This is a genomic window from Craterilacuibacter sinensis, assembly GCF_009831765.1.
Classification (GTDB): Bacteria; Pseudomonadota; Gammaproteobacteria; order Burkholderiales; family Chromobacteriaceae; genus Craterilacuibacter; species Craterilacuibacter sinensis.
The window spans coordinates 1-15,813 of sequence record NZ_WSSB01000011.1 but is presented as its reverse complement, the minus strand read 5'-3'; the positions used below and the strand labels follow the sequence as shown (position 1 = coordinate 15,813).

Below are 15,813 nucleotides of genomic sequence, written 5' to 3'. Positions count from 1 at the left end.
ACCATAGCCCTTATGAAACCTTCCGCCTTGCTTCCCTTGCTGCTTGCCCTTGCGCTGTCCGCCTGCTCGCCAACGCCTGCTCCCTTGCCGTTCAAGGGTAGCGATATCTCAGGCGAAACCTTTGGTGGCGAACTCACGCTGAACGCACACACCGGCCAGCGCGTTTCACTGGCCGATTACAAGGGCAAAGTGGTCGCGCTGTTTTTCGGTTACACCCATTGTCCCGATATCTGCCCCACTACCTTGCTGGAATACGCCGCCGCGATGAAAACGCTGGGAAAGGACAGTGATCAGGTGCAGGTATTGTTTGTCTCGGTAGATGCCAAGCGCGACACGCCGGCGGTGCTCGCCGGCTATGTGCCGCATTTCAACCCGCGCTTTATCGGCCTATCCGGCAGTGCGGCGGAACTCGCCGCCGTTGCCACGCGCTTTCGCATCGTGTCGCAAGTCTTGCCGACCGAAGGCGGCGGCTATCTGATCGACCATAGTGCCGGCTCCTACCTGCTCGATAAAACCGGCAGGCTGCGGGTGTACCAGCCTTACGGCACCCCCGCCGACGCCCTGGCACACGACATCCGGCTATTGCTTGACTAGACCCGGAACTGCGCCATGGTTTCACGCATGCGCTCTGCGGTACGACTGACATCGGCGGCAGACTCTGCCACCTGACGGATGATGGCGGAGTTTTCTTCGGCAGCCTGCGCCACCATCTCGACTTTTTGCGCGATCATCTGGTTGGCCGAGCTTTGCTCGCCCAGCGCCAGGCTGATATTGGCCACACTCTCCAGCACTTGCTCGGCATTGCTGCGCATATCGCCTATCGACGACTGCGCCCCCTGCGCCATTTCGACACTACTGACGACCTGTGCCACGGTCTGCTGCATGGTTTCGACAGCCTGACGGGTACCGGTACCCACGCAGCCCAAGAGAGAGCCGATTTCGCTGGTCGACTGGCTGGTCCGTTCGGCCAGCTTCCTCACTTCATCGGCCACTACGGCAAAGCCGCGCCCTTGTTCACCCGCACGTGCAGCCTCGATCGCGGCATTGAGTGCCAGCAAATTGGTCTGGTCGGCAATATCGCGTATCACCTGCACTACCGATGAAATTTTCAGCGCCTGCTCGTTAAGCAAGCCGATCTCGCCGGCGCTGCCATTGACGCTGTCGGCCACAACGCGGATGTGTGCCACCGTCTGCAGCACCACTTGCTCGCCCTGCTCCGAGTGGGTCTGCACCTGCGTAGTTTGCTGCTGCGCCTGCTTGGCGCTATCCGAGATATGTTGCACGGCAACCATCATTTGCTCGACCGTCGCAGCCATCGCTACCGCCGCCTGGCTGGAATGCTCGGATGCCTGTGACACTTGGGCGGCCGAGTCAGACACCGATGCCGCCGCCTGGTTAAAGCGCTGCACTTCCTGCCCCAAAGAGCCGAAAGTGGACGCCAGCTTGTCCATCAGCCCGTTAAAGGATTGCGCCATCTGCCCCAGCTCGTCATGGCGCAGCACCGTCACCCGCCGGCTGAAATCGTTGTGCACACCGGCGGCTTCAATCACCTGCCCCACATCGGACAATGGCCGCGTCACCGAACGTACATTAAGCATTGCATACAGCAAGCCGCCACTCAAACACAGCAACACCAAACCCGCCATCCACATCTCGGCCTGCTGAAATCCATTGTCTGCTACCTGCTGCGCCTCTCGGGCAACCCGGGCCTGCAAAGCGACCAATTCACCCAACACTGTCAAACTCTCGGTAGCCAGAGGGTCATACTCGGCAATGATGGCATGCAGCCGCGCCGGGTCGGCTTGGCTCTTGCCCGCCTCCGCAAGCAAAGCCTGCAAGACAGGCAGGCGCTTGGCCGTCAATGCTTCATATTTAGCCACCAGCTGTGACTCCTCGGCGGTCATCGTCGTCGCGGCATACTTTTTCCACAACGCGGCATTTTGCTGCAGTAATCCATCAAATGAACGAAGAATATCAGGCAGGGCGGCACGCTCCCCTTTTTCCGCTAGCGTAAGCTAGCTGCAAACTATAGGAATGTATTTCCCCCAAATTGAAACGTACCTGCCCCAAATCAGTCACGGGTTCCAGCCGGTCGTAATATATCGAATCCATCGCTGTATCGCTTTGCTTCATTGCATAAAACCCGAAGCCGGCCACCAGCAAGATGCCAGCCAGCAAGACTAAAGATTGCAGATACAGACGTAGCGAAATAGAGAGTGTTTTCATCTTGCCAATACCCTAAGCTCTAAAAATCATTTAATTATTTATTTAGAATAATAACACCGCAAACCATAGTCATCAGAGGGGGTTTTCTACCCACCTTGCGCTGCTGCGACAATGTGTCGCATTCCTTCAAAATGACAACACCATTAGCATCGCTACCATTAACCATCACCGGATGATGCGATGCAAAAAACACATGCCCTGCCCCTGTTACCCTTGATTCTCAGCATCCATAGTGCCTGGGCCGAAGCCCCCGAAATCCACATACTGGACGAAATCGTCGTCACCGGCGCGCGCACCGTCAGCCCGCTCGTCGTCACTGCCGACCCGCAGGCGCCGCACCGGCCGGTCGCCGCTGCCGACGCGGCCGACTTTCTGAAGACGGTCCCCGGCATGAGCAGCATCCGCAAGGGTGGCGCTTCGTCCGACCCGCTGCTGCGCGGGCTGGGCGGCTCGCGCCTGGCGGTACAGGCCGACGGCCACTTTCTGTACGGTGGCTGCGGCGGGCGCATGGATCCGCCGACCGCGTACATCGTTCCCAGCGCATACGATCTGGTCGAGGTCATCAAGGGCCCGCAGTCGGTCAAATACGGGATGGGGCTGATCAGCGGTGCCGTCAATTTCGAGCGCAAGACCGAGCCGTTTGCCGAGGCCGGCACCCAGCTTAACCTGTCGGCGACCGGCGGCAACTTCGACCGCAATGACGCGTGGCTCGACGCGACCGTCGGCAGCCAGCTGGGCTATGTTCGCGCGATCGGCACCCAGGCGCACGGCGGCGACTACCAGGACGGCAACGGGGATAAGGTGCACTCGGCATTCGACCGCCACAGCGCGACCGCGATCGCCGGCTTCACGCCCGACGCCGACACCACCATCGAGCTGTCCGCCGACCGCAGCCGCGGCGAAGCCGCCTACGCCGACCGTTCGATGGACGGCACCGTATTCGACCGCGACGCGTGGGGCATCAAGGCCGAGCGGCGGAACCTCACGCCGTGGCTGGCCGCGCTGCGCGCCGAATACGGCCACAGCTACGTCGACCATGTGATGGACAACTTCAGCCTGCGTCCGCAACCGGGCATGAAGATGCTGAGCAATCCTGACCGCGAGACCGACACCGCGCGCGTCGCCGCCGACCTCAAACTCGCCAGGGCCGAACTGACCGTCGGCGCCGACTGGCTGCAAGACGACCATACCTTCCGCGGCGGGGTCGATTACGCAGGCAAGCCGCGCTCACCCGACCAGAGCTTCGACAGTGCCGGCGTGTTCGCCGAGGGCAAGCTGCCGCTGGGCACCAGCGAACAGCTGGTCGCCGGCCTGCGCCACGACCGCGTCGACGCGCGCTACGATGCGGGCTTTGGCAACGCGGCCTTGCGCAATACCGAGCAGCACTACAACCTGACCTCTGGCTTTGTCCGGCTGGAAAGCAGGCAAGGCGCGTGGACGCCGTATATCGGATTGGGGATCGCCCAGCGTGCGCCGGACTTCTGGGAGCGCGCCAAGACAAATGGCGCCAAGCTGAACAAGGAAAGCAACACCGAACTCGACTTCGGCACGCTGTACAGAAACGGCACGCTGCAGGCGTCCGTCTCCGGCTACCTGTCGCGTATCGACGACTTCATCCTGCTCGAAGGCAAACCGGGCTCGATCGCCGGCAGCGCCCGCAACGTCGACGCCCGCCGCGCCGGCTTCGAGGCAGACGCCAACTGGCGCTTCGCGGCCAACTGGCACGCGGGTGCGACGCTCTCCTATGCGTGGGGCGAGAACCGCAGCGACGGCAAGGCGCTCGCGCAGACGCCGCCGCTGGAAGGCCTGCTGACGCTGGGCTGGGAAAATGACAGGCTGGCGCTGGCCGCCCATGTGCGCGGTGTCGCCCGCCAGGGCCGGGTCGCACCGGGGCAGGGCAATATCGTCGGCACCGACCTTGGCGAGAGCAGCGGCTTCGCGACGGTAGGCCTGAAGGCCGGCTACCAGCTGAACGACGCGATCCTGCTGTCGGCCGGCGTCGACAACCTGCTCGACCGCGCCTACGCCGAAGCGCTCAACAAGGGCGAGCCCAACGGACTCAACCCGATAACCGGCCGCATCAACGAACCTGGCCGCACGCTATGGCTACAGGTGCAGGGCCGCTGGTAAGCCCGGGCTAACGGCTCCACAGTAACGCCCGGCCATTACTGTGCCGGGCGTGTCTTTTCATTCAGAAATTTTGCCATAAGTGGCAGCATACAAAAGCAACGGTGCACGCCAAGGCTTGCACCGTTTTTTATGGTTTCCGCCGCCGCCACAGCCATAGCAGGATCAGCAACGCAGCCAGTCCCGGCTGCCATCCGGATTGAGCCAGAATGCCGGCGCCGAGGCAGCGACGTTGGTCGCCGGCGATCACCTGCGTATTCTCGACCACATCGGAAGCCGTGCCAGCCAGTTGCGAGGCTTGTGCGGCGGGCAAAAAAGAAGCCTCCGCACAGGGAGGCCGCAAACTTTGGATAAGGCCAGCTTGACACAGCAAGCGCACCTTGCCCATGCGACCAATTGTCGCAGCCAGGCTGCGGCGAGGAACATGCCACTGCGGACACCTTCCCGCTGTTAAGCCAGCCTTAAGGCAACACCACTAAGCTGCATAGCATGACCCAGCACAGGGAAACATGATGTCAGCCCAACCCGATACCCTATGCCAGCAGCACTGCCGCCTTAGCCGCAGCGGTGAAGCGGAGCACGACGAACTGGCCGCCTTCGTGGCACAGACCTTCTGGCAGCACTACCAGGCGCGGCCGGATCACTTTCTGCCGTGGCTGCTGGGCGAGGCGGATCAGCAGCAGATCCGCGCCGTACTCGGTGTCAGGCTGGCAGAGCATGCACCGCTATATCTGGAACAGTATCTGGATGAAAGCATCGAGCAGCGTCTGGCCGGCGCACTGGGCCGGCCGGTCGCCCGTTCGCAGCTGGCAGAAATCGGCAACCTGGCAGCGCATGACCGCCAGGCCGGCGCACTGATCCGCATGCTGGTGCTGACCATGCAGGCGGCTGGCCGCCCTTGGGTGGTGTTTACCGCGACGCGACGCCTGGGGAAGATGCTGGGCCATATGGGCTTGCAGACGGTCGCCCTGACGCCAGCCGATCCGACCCGGCTGCCGCTTGCGCAGCAACAGCGCTGGGGCAGCTACTACGCCCAGGCACCCTGGGTAACGCTGGGCCTGATCGAACCGTCCTACCAGGCGCTGGCTGCGCGTCTGGCGAACCAGCCGCACTGGACGGCCTGGCAGCACCTTGCTCACAACTTTGCCGAGCGCCTGCGGCTGGAGGCAAACCCATGAACACGCCACTGTGGCAAACACTGCAGGCCGCCCTACAGCAAAGCGGCAGCCGCATCGTTCTCGACGATGGGACGCATCGCTATCAGGCCGACGAGTTGCTCGCGGCGGTCGACGCCGCAGCCTCCGCGCTGGCAGCTTACCGTGTGGTCGCGCTGGCCGCCGACAACGGCTGCGACTGGGTCATCGCCGACCTGGCCGCACTGCAGGCCGGCGTCACGCTGGTGCCGTTGCCGCTGTTTTTTTCACCGGCGCAACAGGCGCATGTGCTGGCCAGCAGCAAGGCGGAACTGCTGCTACAGCCCATACCTGGCGCCCCGCTCTTTCCCGGCTGCCGCACACTGGGCGCGACCGTACTGCAGCCGGACGCCACCGGACACAGCGACAGCGCCAAAATCACCTTTACCTCCGGCACCACCGGTGCCCCCAAGGGTGTCTGCCTGAGCCAGACGCTGCTGCTGGCCACCACCCGCGCACTCCTGGATGCCAGCGGCGGCGCAAGCCTGCGCTCACACCTGGCCGTGCTGCCGCTGTCGACGCTGCTGGAAAATGTCGCCGGTGTCTACCGTGCCTTGCTCGCAGGCGCATGCTGTCATGTGCCGCCACTGGCGCAGGTCGGCCTGTCCGGCAGCTCGGGCTTTGACGTCGCCCGCCTGTGCCGCGCACTGGACACCTACACGCCCGCCAGCCTGATTCTGGTGCCACAACTGCTGGGCGAACTCGTCGCCGCCGCACAGGCTGGCTGGCAGGTGCCGGCCAGCCTGCGCTTTGTCGCGGTGGGGGGGGCCCGCGTCGCCCCACGGCTGGTCGAGCATGCCCGCGCGCTGGGCCTGCCGGTGTACGAAGGCTACGGGCTGTCCGAGTGCGGATCCGTGGTCTGCCTGAATACCCCGGAACAGGACAGGCCAGGCAGCGTCGGCCGGGTGCTGCCGCATGTCAGCGTGGAAGTCGTCAACGACGAGCTGGTCATCACCTTGCCGGATGCAAGCGGTTACCTGGGCGATCCGGCCAGCTTCAGCACGTGCGTCAAAAGCGGCGACCGCGTCAGGATCGACGCCGATGGTTTCGTCCACGTCAACGGGCGCAGCAAGCATCTGCTGATTACCGCCTTCGGTCGCAACGTGTCCCCCGAATGGGTGGAAAGCGAATTGCTGGCACAGGGCGTGATACGCCAGTGCGTGGTGCTGGGCGAGGCGCTGCCGGCGCTGGTCGCGCTGGTGTTTGCTCCGGGAGCCGACGACCAGCACGTGCAGCAGGCACTGGATCACGCCAGCCTTAGCCTGCCCGACTATGCGCGCGTGGCGCACTTTATCCGTCTGGAGACACCCTTGTTGCCCGGCAGCCCGCTGATGACCGACAACGGCCGCCCCAGACGCGCGCTGATTGCCGAACACTACGCGGCGGCCCTTGCCGCCCTTACCCTCCCTCGCACCGGAGTCCAAGCATGACTTTCTATCCAAAACTATTGGCTGCCACGAGCAGCGGCCGCGACTATCTGCTGGCCAGCGAACTGATCCATCAGGCCATGGCCGGCACCATGGATGCGGCAAGCTACGCCGCCTATCTGACCCAGGCCTACCATCATGTGAAGCATACGGTCCCCTTACTGATGCAGGCAGGGGCGCGCCTGCCGGACAGCAAGGAGTGGCTGCGCGAGGCGGTGGCCGAATACATAGAAGAAGAAACCGGTCATCAGGAATGGGTGTTGAACGATATCGCCGCCTGCGGCTACGACAAGGAAAAGGCCCGCCACAGCCTGCCCAATGCCCAGACCGAGCTGATGGTCGCCTACGCCTGGGATATGGTCAGCCGCGTCAACCCGGTCGGCTTTTTCGGCATGGTGCTGGTGCTGGAAGGCACTAGCGTCAATATCGCCAGTCAGGCGGCCGACGCGATACAGCTATCGACCGGCCTGCCCGATTCGGCTTTCAGCTATCTGCGCTCGCATGGCGCACTGGATCAGGACCATATCGTGTTTTTCGAGAAACTGATGAACCGGATCACCGATCCGCAAGACCAGGCCTGCATCCTGCACAGTGCCAATATGTTCTACCGCCTGTTTGGCGACACCTTGCGCTCGGTCGATGCCGCCGCAGCGACCGCCCTGCTACCGGAGTTTGCATGAAAAAAGCCCGTACTTTTGTCGTCACCGGTGCATCCGGCGGTATCGGTGGCGCCATCGCCCATGCGCTGGCCGCCGCCGGCCACAAGCTGATACTCACCGGACGCGATACCGGGCGTCTGGCTGCCCTGGCGGCCGCCTTGCCGGACAGCACCGACGCGCTGTGGGTTTCAGCCGATCTGACCAAGGCTTCAGGCCGGGCAGCATTGCTGGATGCTTGCCGCGATAGCGCGGGCATTTCGGGTCTGGTAAATGTTGCCGGCAGCGGGCATTTTGCGCTATTCGAGCAGATGACGGAGGCAGAAATAGAGCAGCTGGTGGCGACCAATCTGAGCGCGCCCATGCTGGTGACGCAGGCGCTATTACCCTTGCTGCAACAAAGTGGCGACGCCGACATTGTCAATATCGGCTCGACCTTCGGCAGCCTGGGCTTTCCCGGGCAAACCGTCTATTCAGCGACCAAGTTCGGTCTGTACGGTTTTAATGAAGCACTGCGGCGCGAGATGACGGGTCAGCCGCTACGCGTACATTACATCGCACCGCGCGCGACCCGCACCGCGCTAAATAGCGATAGCGTCAATGCGCTCAACCGCGAGATGGGCAATGCCAGCGACAGCCCCGAAATGGTCGCCAGCGCCGTGATGGCGGCACTGGCCAGTGGCCGTAGCGGGCGACGCTATATCGGCTGGCCGGAAAAGTTGTTTGCCCGCCTCAACCTGCTATGTCCGGCCATCGTCGACAAGGCATTAGGCGGCAAGATCGCGCTGATCCGCCGCCATGCGAAGCGCCAGCCTTAGCCCCGAAGCAGTCGTGCCAGCAAACCGCCCTCCGGGCGGTTTTCCAGCTCCAGTTGCAAGCCGTGCAAAGCGGCAACCCGCTCGACAATAGACAGGCCCAGGCCGCTGCCGGTCTGTGCCTGCCCCGGTGGACGGAAGAAACGCTCGCGTATGCGCGGCATCAGTTCCGGGTCTATGCCCGGGCCCCGGTCCAGCAGGGCGATGGCGTCAGCGCTGGCATGCAACACCACCTCGCCACCCGGATGCGAATAACGGATGGCATTGTCGGCCAGATTGCGCAGCATCAGCGCCAGCAGCGTTTCGTCTCCCTTAAGCGGCAAGGCACTCGCCATATCGCCCTCCAGTTTCAGGGTGATGCCCTGCTCTGCCGCCTCGGCCGCCACATCCCCGGCCACTTGCCGCAACACCCGCGCCCAGTCCACCGGCTGCGCGTTCTGCGGACCGGCCATCGGGTCGAGCCGGGTCAGGGCCAGCAACTGGTTGACCAGGCGCGTGGCACGGTCGATACCGACTTCCAGCTGGGCGAGAGCCCGCGCCTGCTCTGCCGCTGGCAAACCCAGTTGCGCGACCTCGGCCTGAATCTTCAATGCCGCCAGCGGCGTTCTCAGCTCGTGTGCAGCATCCGCGGTAAAGCGGCGTTCCCGCGACAGGGTATCGGCCATGCGCCCGATCAGCTGGTTCAGCGCCGCCAGCATCGGTGCAGCCTCGCGCGGCACATCGGCGACAACCGGTGTCGCATCGTCCAGCCTGCGAGCATCCAGCTGTTCGGCCACCCGGCGAAACGGCACCAGACGGCGGGTCAGGGTCAGCCACAACACCAGCAACAGTAGGGGCAAAGCCAGCAACCACGGCAGCAGTTGCACCATCAATATCTCGCGCGCGACCTCGTTGCGAAAAGAGAGCTGCTGCCCCACTGCCGCGACACGGTGCCCGTCAGGCATAGGCAGATAGAGCACACGCCAGCTATCGCCATCAAGCGACACATTGTAAAAACCATGCTGCCCGGACGGCGGCGCAAAACCCTGGTCTTCGCCATCGGAAAACACCACCCGCCCCTCATCGTCCCAGACGATAAAAGACAGGGCATCATCCTCCAGATTGCCGCGCTGCCCTTTGGGCAACTGCTTGGGCAAAAGCGCCTTGCCGCGTGGCAGGCGGGCGCTGTCCTCATCAAAGTCATGCAGATCGGCCGCCAACAGTTGCCGGGCAAACTGGATTTGCTGGGTATCGAATAATTCGTCGATTTCATGGCGTACCTGCATCCATGCCACGGCGGAACTACCGCCCCAGATCAGCAAGATGGCTGCCGCGACCGTCAGCATCACCTGCAGACGCAAACTCTTGGTCACGCCTCGCCCCCCAACGTATAGCCGACACCGCGCACGGTACGTATCACCTGACTACCCAGCTTTTTGCGCAGATGGTGGACATGCACTTCCAGCGCATTGCTCTCTACATCCTTGTCCCAGCCATACAGCTTTTCTTCTATGCGTTCTTTGGGCAGGATACGGCCTGCATTTGCCATCAACAATTCCAGCAGGGTGAATTCGCGCGCGGTCAGTTCGATCTCGCGCCCGGCCTGCACCACCTTGTGCGCCACCGGGTCCAGCGTAATGTCGGCATGGGTGAAAGTGGGCGAGCTTTGCCCGTGATGACGGCGGATCAGCGCGCGCAGGCGCGCGGCCACCTCGGCCAGCGCAAACGGCTTGGCCAGATAATCGTCGGCACCGGCATCCAGACCGCCGACCCGGTCATGCAGCGCATCGCGCGCAGTCAGCACCAGCACAGGCTCGGCCCGCCCGGCCTTGCGCCACGCGGCCAGAATGTCCATGCCGTCCATGCCGGGCAGACCCAGGTCCAGCACCACGGCGTCGTAAGGCGCAGCCGACAGTGCCGCGAATGCTTCGCGCCCGTCGCGAAACCAGTCGGTGGTAAACCCCAAGGCTGTCAGGCCGATTTTCAGCCCGTCACCGATCATCCCGTCATCTTCTACCAGCAACACCCGCATACCGCCTCCTTGATTATCCAGCCCTGCTTACCGCTGTCTGCGCTGATACACCTTGACTCCGGTCACCATCGCCCGCGGCAGATTGACCCCTTCGATATGGCTCATCAGCAAGGCGGCCAAGATATGTACGCCGGCCAGCGCCATCAGACTGTTGGCGATGAACCCATGGGTATCTTCCAGCCATTCCTCGCCCCAGAAGGCATCAGTTCCCATCATATAACCGCTGATACCCAGCCCCAGTACCAGCGCCATCAGCGCCAGCATCATCAGGGCGCCTGCCGGATTATGACCCGGATGCGGGTCGGGCTCGCCCGTTTTCATGCGCTGCCAGTGCGCCAGCAGACGCTGGCGCGTCGGCCAGAAGTCGGAAAAGCGGGCATGGCGCGAACCGACAAAGCCCCAGACGATGCGTAACGCGATCAGGCTGGTGGCGATATAGCCTGTCCAGCGATGCGGCGTGTCTCCATCTTCCAGCACAAACAGATTCAAAGCGATGCATAGCACCAGCGCCCAATGAAACAGACGCACCAGCGGATCCCATACCCGCACCCGGGTCAGCGTATCGTTTGCATTCATTGCATACCTCCGGCAAAAGAAAAAGGGCGCCATCGCGCCCTCCGGTCATAGCCCTGACACCGTTCAATTCCCGATTTCAGACTTCACGGCCTTGCCGGAAACGGTATCGAAATAGATTTCGGCCTTCTTGCCGTCCTTGGTCTTGCCGTACATCTCGTAGCAGTCACCGGAAACCTTGAACTTCTTGATGGTGTAGCCATCAGCCTCGAGCTTCTTCTTGAAGTCGGCTTCCTTGATCCACTGGTCTTTCGGATGGACTTCGCACTTGGCAGCGGCAAAAGCGGCAGTCGAAGCAAAACCGGCCATCATGGCAACAAGCAGCAATTTTTTCATGATCTTCATCCTAAGTTGAAGCCACCTGTCCCAGTGGCGTGATGCCATTACACACCCCCAGCCTTAACCCAAACTTAAGCCAAATGATTTTTTTTGGCGATGTGCACGCAGGCCGTCATACAGCGCAAACACCACCACGCACACCAGCCATACCACCCAGCCGCTCCACAGGTTGTGGCTAAGAAAATGGGCGCCACGCACCATCTGCCCGGCGCCCATCAGGGCACCGGCCAATAGCCCTGCCGCCAGCCAGCTGCGCGCCCGCACCCGGTTGCTCTCGCGATAAAAAAGATAACCAGCCATTAAAGCGAAACCGCCGGACGCATGTCCGCCGGGAAAGCAGCGCCCCGGGCCGGGGTGAGCCGAGATCTCGCCAAAAATGGTAAACAGCTCGGCCGAACCGCCAAACTGGGTCAGACTCCACGGGCAGGAATGCGGGCTGGCCGCTTTCAGCAGCGACACCGCCAGCGTCGCCAGCGCCATCGCCATGCCCGTCGTCAGCATGTGTCCGTCGCGCCGCCGCACCCCCTGGACCAGCCAGCACAGCGCAATGGCAATCACCGCATACTTGGCCAGGCGGTGATTGATCCAGTCCAGCCACACGCTGTTTTTCAGCGCAAAACCGCCAGATGCCGGATCATAAGCCAGACCAGCCAGCCACAAATCCAGACCGGTAAAGCGGTTGAGCACCCAAAATAGTAGCGCGAGGCTGGCCAGCACCATGCCCTGCATCTGGTAAAACGCCCGCTTGTCGCCAGCAGCAACAGCTACCGGCATCGGTAAAATTTCGGCGCTCATTGATCAGTCCTTGGGACGGGGTTGGCGGCAGTCGGCGAATACATCCAGCGGCTTGCGGTACTCGGTCGTCGAGATGTCCAGCAGGCCCAGCACCGAATGGAACAGATTGTCGTGGCTGTAAGAGCCGGTCTTTTTGGCGGACAGGCACTGGGTATTCACGGCATTGCGCTTCTGGTAGCCATCGGAGAACCACATCAGCATCGGCACCTTGTACTGCGCTTCCGGCGCCATAAAGTAAGGCGTGCCGTGCAGGTAGAGATTGTTCTCGCCCAGCGACTCTCCATGATCCGACAGATACACCATGGCGCTGTCTACATCTTTTTGCTGCTGCAAGAGCGCGATGGTGCGCGCCAGAAAGTGGTCGGTATAAAGAATGGTGTTATCGAAGGCATTGCCTATTTCCTGTTCCGAGCACTTCTGCAACTCGCTGGTGCGGCATACCGGCTTGAACACCTCGAACTCTTTGGGGTAACGCTTGTAATAGGCCGGACCATGGCTGCCTTTCTGATGCAGCACGATCAGCATATCGCCCTTGGCTGCCGCCAGTTTTTCCGGCAAACCCTGCAACAGGATCTCGTCGCCGCACTCTTCCTTGTTACACAGCCCCGGCGTTTCCAGATGCGCCATATCCTCGATCGGCATGCGCAGGCATGTGCCCTTGCAGCCGGAATTGTTATTGCGCCACAACACGCCATAGCCGCTGCGCTGCACGATATCGAGCAGGTTTTCCCGCTTCTTGGCGACTTTGGCATCGTAGTCGGCACGCGTCATGCCAGACAGCATGCACGGCAGCGACACCGCCGTTTCAGTACCGCAGGAGCTGACATCGCTGAAGTTGATCAGGCCGGGTATTTTAGACAGCTCGGGATTGGTATTACGTGCATAGCCATTCAGTGCGAAACGATCGGCACGCGCCGTCTCTCCCACCACCAGTACCAGCACCCGCTTCTTGTGCGGCAAGGTGGCAAACGACATTTTGCGTGCATCGGTCGCAAACGGCTGGATCACATCGGGCGTCGCCGTATGCTGGCGCAAATAGGAACTGGTGGCCTGGATATAGTTGTTCGGGGTCAGCAGATAACGCAGGTCGCGGTGGTTGCGGAACAGCGAGGCAAACTCCTGATAGCCGGCCAGCGCCACACCGGCCAGCATCATCGAAGCCACAAAAAAGGCGACGATGCGTACCAACAGCTCACGCCAAGCCGGGCGGTAATGAATGGGCGTTTTCCACAGCCATAGCGCAGGCAATACACCCAGCAACAGAATGCTCGCCAGCATGCGCCCGGTAATCAGGTCGCGCACTTCGGCCGGATCGGTCTGGAATACGTTCTGCACCATATTCATGTCGATCAGCACGCCATACTGCTGCATGAAATAGGTCGCCGCCGCACTGGTCAGCAGCAGCACGGTCGCCACCGGCTTGAAGATCCACGGCCAGGCAAACAACAGCAATGCCAGATTAAAGAAGGCCGCCAGCAGGACAAAGGTCAGTCCCAGCATCCACACGCTATGGCCGGTCACCGGAGAGACAATGCCCAGAACACGCTGCCACAAAGGAAGGTTAAACAGGACGACAAACAGTAAGGAGAGCACCAAAGCCACAATTTCTGGGCGCTGGGGACGCAGGGCAGGCAGTCGCATATTTGATAGGCAGAAATATTGTTGCGGCAGTTTACCCTAAATAGATTAACGCAAGCTTAAGCATTCAGGGCTCAGCAATAGCCGGCCTGGACTTGCCGCAGCGCTGCAGCGTCCTATCATGGCCAAGGCAGGATGGCCAACCCGGGAGAGACTGGCAAGATGAATGCAGCCAAACAGATCAGGAAACTGGTGGAAGACAATAAGGATCCGGAACAGCTGGCAGTGCTGATTGCGCTGGCCGCCGCACTGGAAACCGGCACCGCCTTCGATATCCGCACCCTGTACGATATCGACATGAAGTACTTCGACACCGCCATCCAGCTACTGCAGGACTGGCGCTTCGATCACCATATCGCCGCCCGCAGCAAACTGATCGAGCAGATCATGCAGGCTGCCGAATCATCGGCGCCGGAATAGGCACAAGACTGGCCGCTTAACGCGCCAGCTGCGCAAGAACTGCCCGGCCAAAGGCGCGCGTAGAGGCCGTGCCGCCAAGATCGGCGGTCGCGATACCGGCAGACAATAGCTGCCGGATAGCCGACTCCAGCGCATCGGCCTTAACCGGCAGTTGCCAGTGGTGACGCAACAGCATGGCAGCACTAAGCAAGGCTGCGACCGGATTGGCGATACCTTGCCCGGCAATATCGGGGGCCGAGCCGTGCACCGGTTCGGCAATCGCCACGCCCTGCCCCACGCTCAGCGAAGGCGCCAGCCCCAGCCCGCCATTCAGGCCTGCAGCCAGATCAGACAGAATGTCGCCATACAGATTAGGCGCCAGCAGCACATCGAATGCTTGTGGCGCCTGCACCAGACGCAGTGCGGCCGTATCCACCAGCAACTCGTCAACCGCCACCTGTGGATAGTTTGCGCCTGCCGCACGCGCCGCATCGCGAAACAGGCCATCGGTCAGCGGCAGGATATTGGCCTTGTGGATAATGCACAGGCGCTGGCGCGCCCGCCTTGCCGCCAGTTCAAATGCCACCTTGGCCACCTGCATCGAGGCATGGCGCGTAATGCGCTTGATGGCGGTGGCCGTCTCGCCGTCACTCTGTTCTTCGCCGATATACAGGTCTTCGGTGTTCTCGCGCACAATCAGCAAGTCCAGATCCGGCCGGCCGGCGGCCAGCGGCAAGGAGCGGGTCGGACGCAAATTGGCATAACAATCCAGCGCACGGCGCAAGGCCACAATCGGAGAACGGTAGCCTTCCACTTTGCGCGCAGGCGAACTCACCGCACCAAACAGCACCGCCTTGCATGCACGGGCACTGGCAAGCGTCGCCTCGGGCAGGGCGGTGCCAGTACGACAAAATGTGTCCCACCCTGCTTCGTGCTCCATGATCTGCAAGCCCGGCAGCAGCGCCGTCAGCACTTCGACCGCCACCTCGGTCACTTCACGCCCGATACCGTCCCCGGCAATCACACATAAACGCATGCCCAACCCCTGATACAAGCAATGACATAGAAGTTAAGCGTTTACCGGCAAGGCTTGCAAGCCTATATCAGAAAAAACACCCGGTTTGCCCCCAGGTGGAACGCCAGTTTTTTGATAGCGAATGAACAGTTTTTGGAATGCCCGCGTAAGGCTTAGCGCGTAAAAATACGTCCAAGCAAATCACACCGGTTTTACTAAACGAGGGCATCAACCATGACCAAGATTGTTAACTCCTGGAACGACTTCGACCCGCTCAAGCACGTGATTGTCGGCCGCGCCGACCACAGCTGCGTACCGCCGGAAGAACCAGCAACCTCCGAAAAGGTACCAATCGACAGTCCGATGCGCGGCATGTGGGGCCCACGTCCACTGGAAACCGTTGCAAAAGCCAATATCCAGCTCGACAACCTGGCCAAGGTACTGGAAGAGCGCGGCGTCAAAGTCGACCGTCCAAGCCCGCTGCAGTGGAACCAGCCGGTGATCACCCCGGACTTCCGCACCGGCTCGATGATGACCTGCATGCCGCCACGCGACACCCTGCTCACCATCGGTAACGAAATCATCGAAGCGGCCATGTC

Annotated in this window: 17 protein-coding genes and 1 pseudogene; 8 read left to right on the top strand and 10 right to left on the bottom strand. The window is 61.7% G+C overall.

Annotation, left to right across the window (positions count from 1 at the left end; translation table 11 throughout):
- Positions 1-12: 12 nt before the first annotated feature.
- Positions 13-594: an SCO family protein gene (locus GQF02_RS11985; RefSeq protein ID WP_160797434.1), complete on the top strand. Its 582-nt coding sequence runs from the start codon at positions 13-15 to the stop codon at positions 592-594.
- Here the strand turns inward: GQF02_RS11985 and GQF02_RS11980 are convergent.
- Entirely contained in the window at positions 591-1,880 is a 1,290-nt protein-coding gene (locus GQF02_RS11980; RefSeq protein WP_160797432.1) for a methyl-accepting chemotaxis protein, read from the bottom strand. The genes GQF02_RS11985 and GQF02_RS11980 overlap by 4 nt on opposite strands.
- A gap of 94 nt (positions 1,881-1,974) precedes the next feature.
- The gene (locus GQF02_RS11975) at positions 1,975-2,226 is read right to left on the bottom strand and encodes an MCP four helix bundle domain-containing protein (protein WP_160797430.1); all 252 of its coding nucleotides are present in this window, start codon (positions 2,224-2,226) and stop codon (positions 1,975-1,977) included.
- A gap of 180 nt (positions 2,227-2,406) precedes the next feature.
- Here GQF02_RS11975 and GQF02_RS11970 point away from each other — a divergent pair, with 180 nt between their 5' ends.
- Complete coding sequence (locus tag GQF02_RS11970) at positions 2,407-4,356, top strand: TonB-dependent copper receptor (RefSeq protein WP_160797428.1); 1,950 nt, start codon at positions 2,407-2,409, stop codon at positions 4,354-4,356.
- A 127-nt stretch (positions 4,357-4,483) separates the two neighbouring features.
- Here the strand turns inward: GQF02_RS11970 and GQF02_RS11965 are convergent, their stop codons facing one another.
- Positions 4,484-4,666 carry a hypothetical protein gene (locus GQF02_RS11965; RefSeq protein ID WP_160797426.1) on the bottom strand — a complete coding sequence of 61 codons (183 nt, stop codon included), beginning with the start codon at positions 4,664-4,666 and terminating at the stop codon, positions 4,484-4,486.
- A 196-nt stretch (positions 4,667-4,862) separates the two neighbouring features.
- On the opposite strand from GQF02_RS11965, the gene GQF02_RS11960 reads away from it, so the two are divergent.
- The 4 genes from GQF02_RS11960 to GQF02_RS11945 are packed head-to-tail and all read left to right on the top strand — an operon-like array spanning position 4,863 to position 8,447.
- Positions 4,863-5,531, top strand: a complete 669-nt coding sequence (locus GQF02_RS11960; RefSeq protein ID WP_220789456.1) for a thermostable hemolysin — start codon at positions 4,863-4,865, stop codon at positions 5,529-5,531.
- A complete protein-coding gene (locus GQF02_RS11955) occupies positions 5,528-6,976 on the top strand; it encodes an AMP-binding protein (protein ID WP_124736510.1) in 1,449 nt (482 codons plus the stop codon). Before GQF02_RS11960 ends, GQF02_RS11955 begins: the two co-directional genes overlap by 4 nt.
- Positions 6,973-7,653 (top strand): TenA family transcriptional regulator, encoded by a 681-nt coding sequence (locus GQF02_RS11950; protein WP_124736509.1) that lies wholly within the window; start codon positions 6,973-6,975, stop codon positions 7,651-7,653. The genes GQF02_RS11955 and GQF02_RS11950 overlap by 4 nt, the downstream gene beginning before the upstream one ends.
- The gene (locus GQF02_RS11945; RefSeq protein ID WP_124736508.1) at positions 7,650-8,447 is read left to right on the top strand and encodes an SDR family oxidoreductase; all 798 of its coding nucleotides are present in this window, start codon (positions 7,650-7,652) and stop codon (positions 8,445-8,447) included. Before GQF02_RS11950 ends, GQF02_RS11945 begins: the two co-directional genes overlap by 4 nt.
- Here the strand turns inward: GQF02_RS11945 and GQF02_RS11940 are convergent.
- The 6 genes from GQF02_RS11940 to GQF02_RS11915 form a co-directional block, all read right to left on the bottom strand.
- Positions 8,444-9,796 (bottom strand): ATP-binding protein, encoded by a 1,353-nt coding sequence (locus GQF02_RS11940; RefSeq protein ID WP_328698616.1) that lies wholly within the window; start codon positions 9,794-9,796, stop codon positions 8,444-8,446. The two genes, GQF02_RS11945 and GQF02_RS11940, sit on opposite strands and share 4 nt — an antisense overlap.
- A complete protein-coding gene (locus tag GQF02_RS11935) occupies positions 9,793-10,455 on the bottom strand; it encodes a winged helix-turn-helix domain-containing protein (protein ID WP_124736507.1) in 663 nt (220 codons plus the stop codon). Before GQF02_RS11935 ends, GQF02_RS11940 begins: the two co-directional genes overlap by 4 nt.
- A gap of 27 nt (positions 10,456-10,482) precedes the next feature.
- Positions 10,483-11,031, bottom strand: coding sequence for a cytochrome b/b6 domain-containing protein (locus GQF02_RS11930; protein WP_160797422.1), 549 nt, complete (start codon positions 11,029-11,031; stop codon positions 10,483-10,485).
- 63 nt (positions 11,032-11,094) lie between these two features.
- Complete coding sequence (locus tag GQF02_RS11925; RefSeq protein ID WP_124736505.1) at positions 11,095-11,364, bottom strand: PepSY domain-containing protein; 270 nt, start codon at positions 11,362-11,364, stop codon at positions 11,095-11,097.
- A gap of 63 nt (positions 11,365-11,427) precedes the next feature.
- Positions 11,428-12,162: a phosphatase PAP2 family protein gene (locus GQF02_RS11920; protein ID WP_160797420.1), complete on the bottom strand. Its 735-nt coding sequence runs from the start codon at positions 12,160-12,162 to the stop codon at positions 11,428-11,430.
- A gap of 3 nt (positions 12,163-12,165) precedes the next feature.
- Positions 12,166-13,803, bottom strand: coding sequence for a phosphoethanolamine transferase (locus GQF02_RS11915; RefSeq protein ID WP_235930173.1), 1,638 nt, complete (start codon positions 13,801-13,803; stop codon positions 12,166-12,168).
- A 159-nt stretch (positions 13,804-13,962) separates the two neighbouring features.
- Here GQF02_RS11915 and GQF02_RS11910 point away from each other — a divergent pair, with 159 nt between their 5' ends.
- Complete coding sequence (locus GQF02_RS11910) at positions 13,963-14,220, top strand: hypothetical protein (protein WP_124736503.1); 258 nt, start codon at positions 13,963-13,965, stop codon at positions 14,218-14,220.
- Positions 14,221-14,236: 16 nt separating this feature from the next.
- Here the strand turns inward: GQF02_RS11910 and GQF02_RS11905 are convergent, their stop codons facing one another.
- Positions 14,237-15,235 carry an isocitrate/isopropylmalate dehydrogenase family protein gene (locus GQF02_RS11905; RefSeq protein ID WP_160797418.1) on the bottom strand — a complete coding sequence of 333 codons (999 nt, stop codon included), beginning with the start codon at positions 15,233-15,235 and terminating at the stop codon, positions 14,237-14,239.
- Between the two features lie 213 nt (positions 15,236-15,448).
- On the opposite strand from GQF02_RS11905, the pseudogene GQF02_RS11900 reads away from it, so the two are divergent.
- Positions 15,449-15,813, top strand: a pseudogene (locus GQF02_RS11900) (serine/threonine protein kinase); the annotation flags it as partial.

Excerpts from the sequence above, each read along its gene's own strand:
- GQF02_RS11985 (WP_160797434.1), top strand. The coding sequence starts at position 13 with ATGAAACCTTCCGCCTTGCTTCCCTTGCTGCTTGCCCTTGCGCTGTCC.
- GQF02_RS11975 (WP_160797430.1), bottom strand. The coding sequence starts at position 2,226 with ATGAAAACACTCTCTATTTCGCTACGTCTGTATCTGCAATCTTTAGTC.
- GQF02_RS11970 (WP_160797428.1), top strand. The coding sequence starts at position 2,407 with ATGCAAAAAACACATGCCCTGCCCCTGTTACCCTTGATTCTCAGCATC.
- GQF02_RS11960 (WP_220789456.1), top strand. The coding sequence starts at position 4,863 with ATGATGTCAGCCCAACCCGATACCCTATGCCAGCAGCACTGCCGCCTT.
- GQF02_RS11955 (WP_124736510.1), top strand. The coding sequence starts at position 5,528 with ATGAACACGCCACTGTGGCAAACACTGCAGGCCGCCCTACAGCAAAGC.
- GQF02_RS11950 (WP_124736509.1), top strand. The coding sequence starts at position 6,973 with ATGACTTTCTATCCAAAACTATTGGCTGCCACGAGCAGCGGCCGCGAC.
- GQF02_RS11945 (WP_124736508.1), top strand. The coding sequence starts at position 7,650 with ATGAAAAAAGCCCGTACTTTTGTCGTCACCGGTGCATCCGGCGGTATC.
- GQF02_RS11935 (WP_124736507.1), bottom strand. The coding sequence starts at position 10,455 with ATGCGGGTGTTGCTGGTAGAAGATGACGGGATGATCGGTGACGGGCTG.
- GQF02_RS11930 (WP_160797422.1), bottom strand. The coding sequence starts at position 11,031 with ATGAATGCAAACGATACGCTGACCCGGGTGCGGGTATGGGATCCGCTG.
- GQF02_RS11925 (WP_124736505.1), bottom strand. The coding sequence starts at position 11,364 with ATGAAAAAATTGCTGCTTGTTGCCATGATGGCCGGTTTTGCTTCGACT.
- GQF02_RS11920 (WP_160797420.1), bottom strand. The coding sequence starts at position 12,162 with ATGAGCGCCGAAATTTTACCGATGCCGGTAGCTGTTGCTGCTGGCGAC.
- GQF02_RS11915 (WP_235930173.1), bottom strand. The coding sequence starts at position 13,803 with ATGCGACTGCCTGCCCTGCGTCCCCAGCGCCCAGAAATTGTGGCTTTG.
- GQF02_RS11910 (WP_124736503.1), top strand. The coding sequence starts at position 13,963 with ATGAATGCAGCCAAACAGATCAGGAAACTGGTGGAAGACAATAAGGAT.
- GQF02_RS11905 (WP_160797418.1), bottom strand. The coding sequence starts at position 15,235 with ATGCGTTTATGTGTGATTGCCGGGGACGGTATCGGGCGTGAAGTGACC.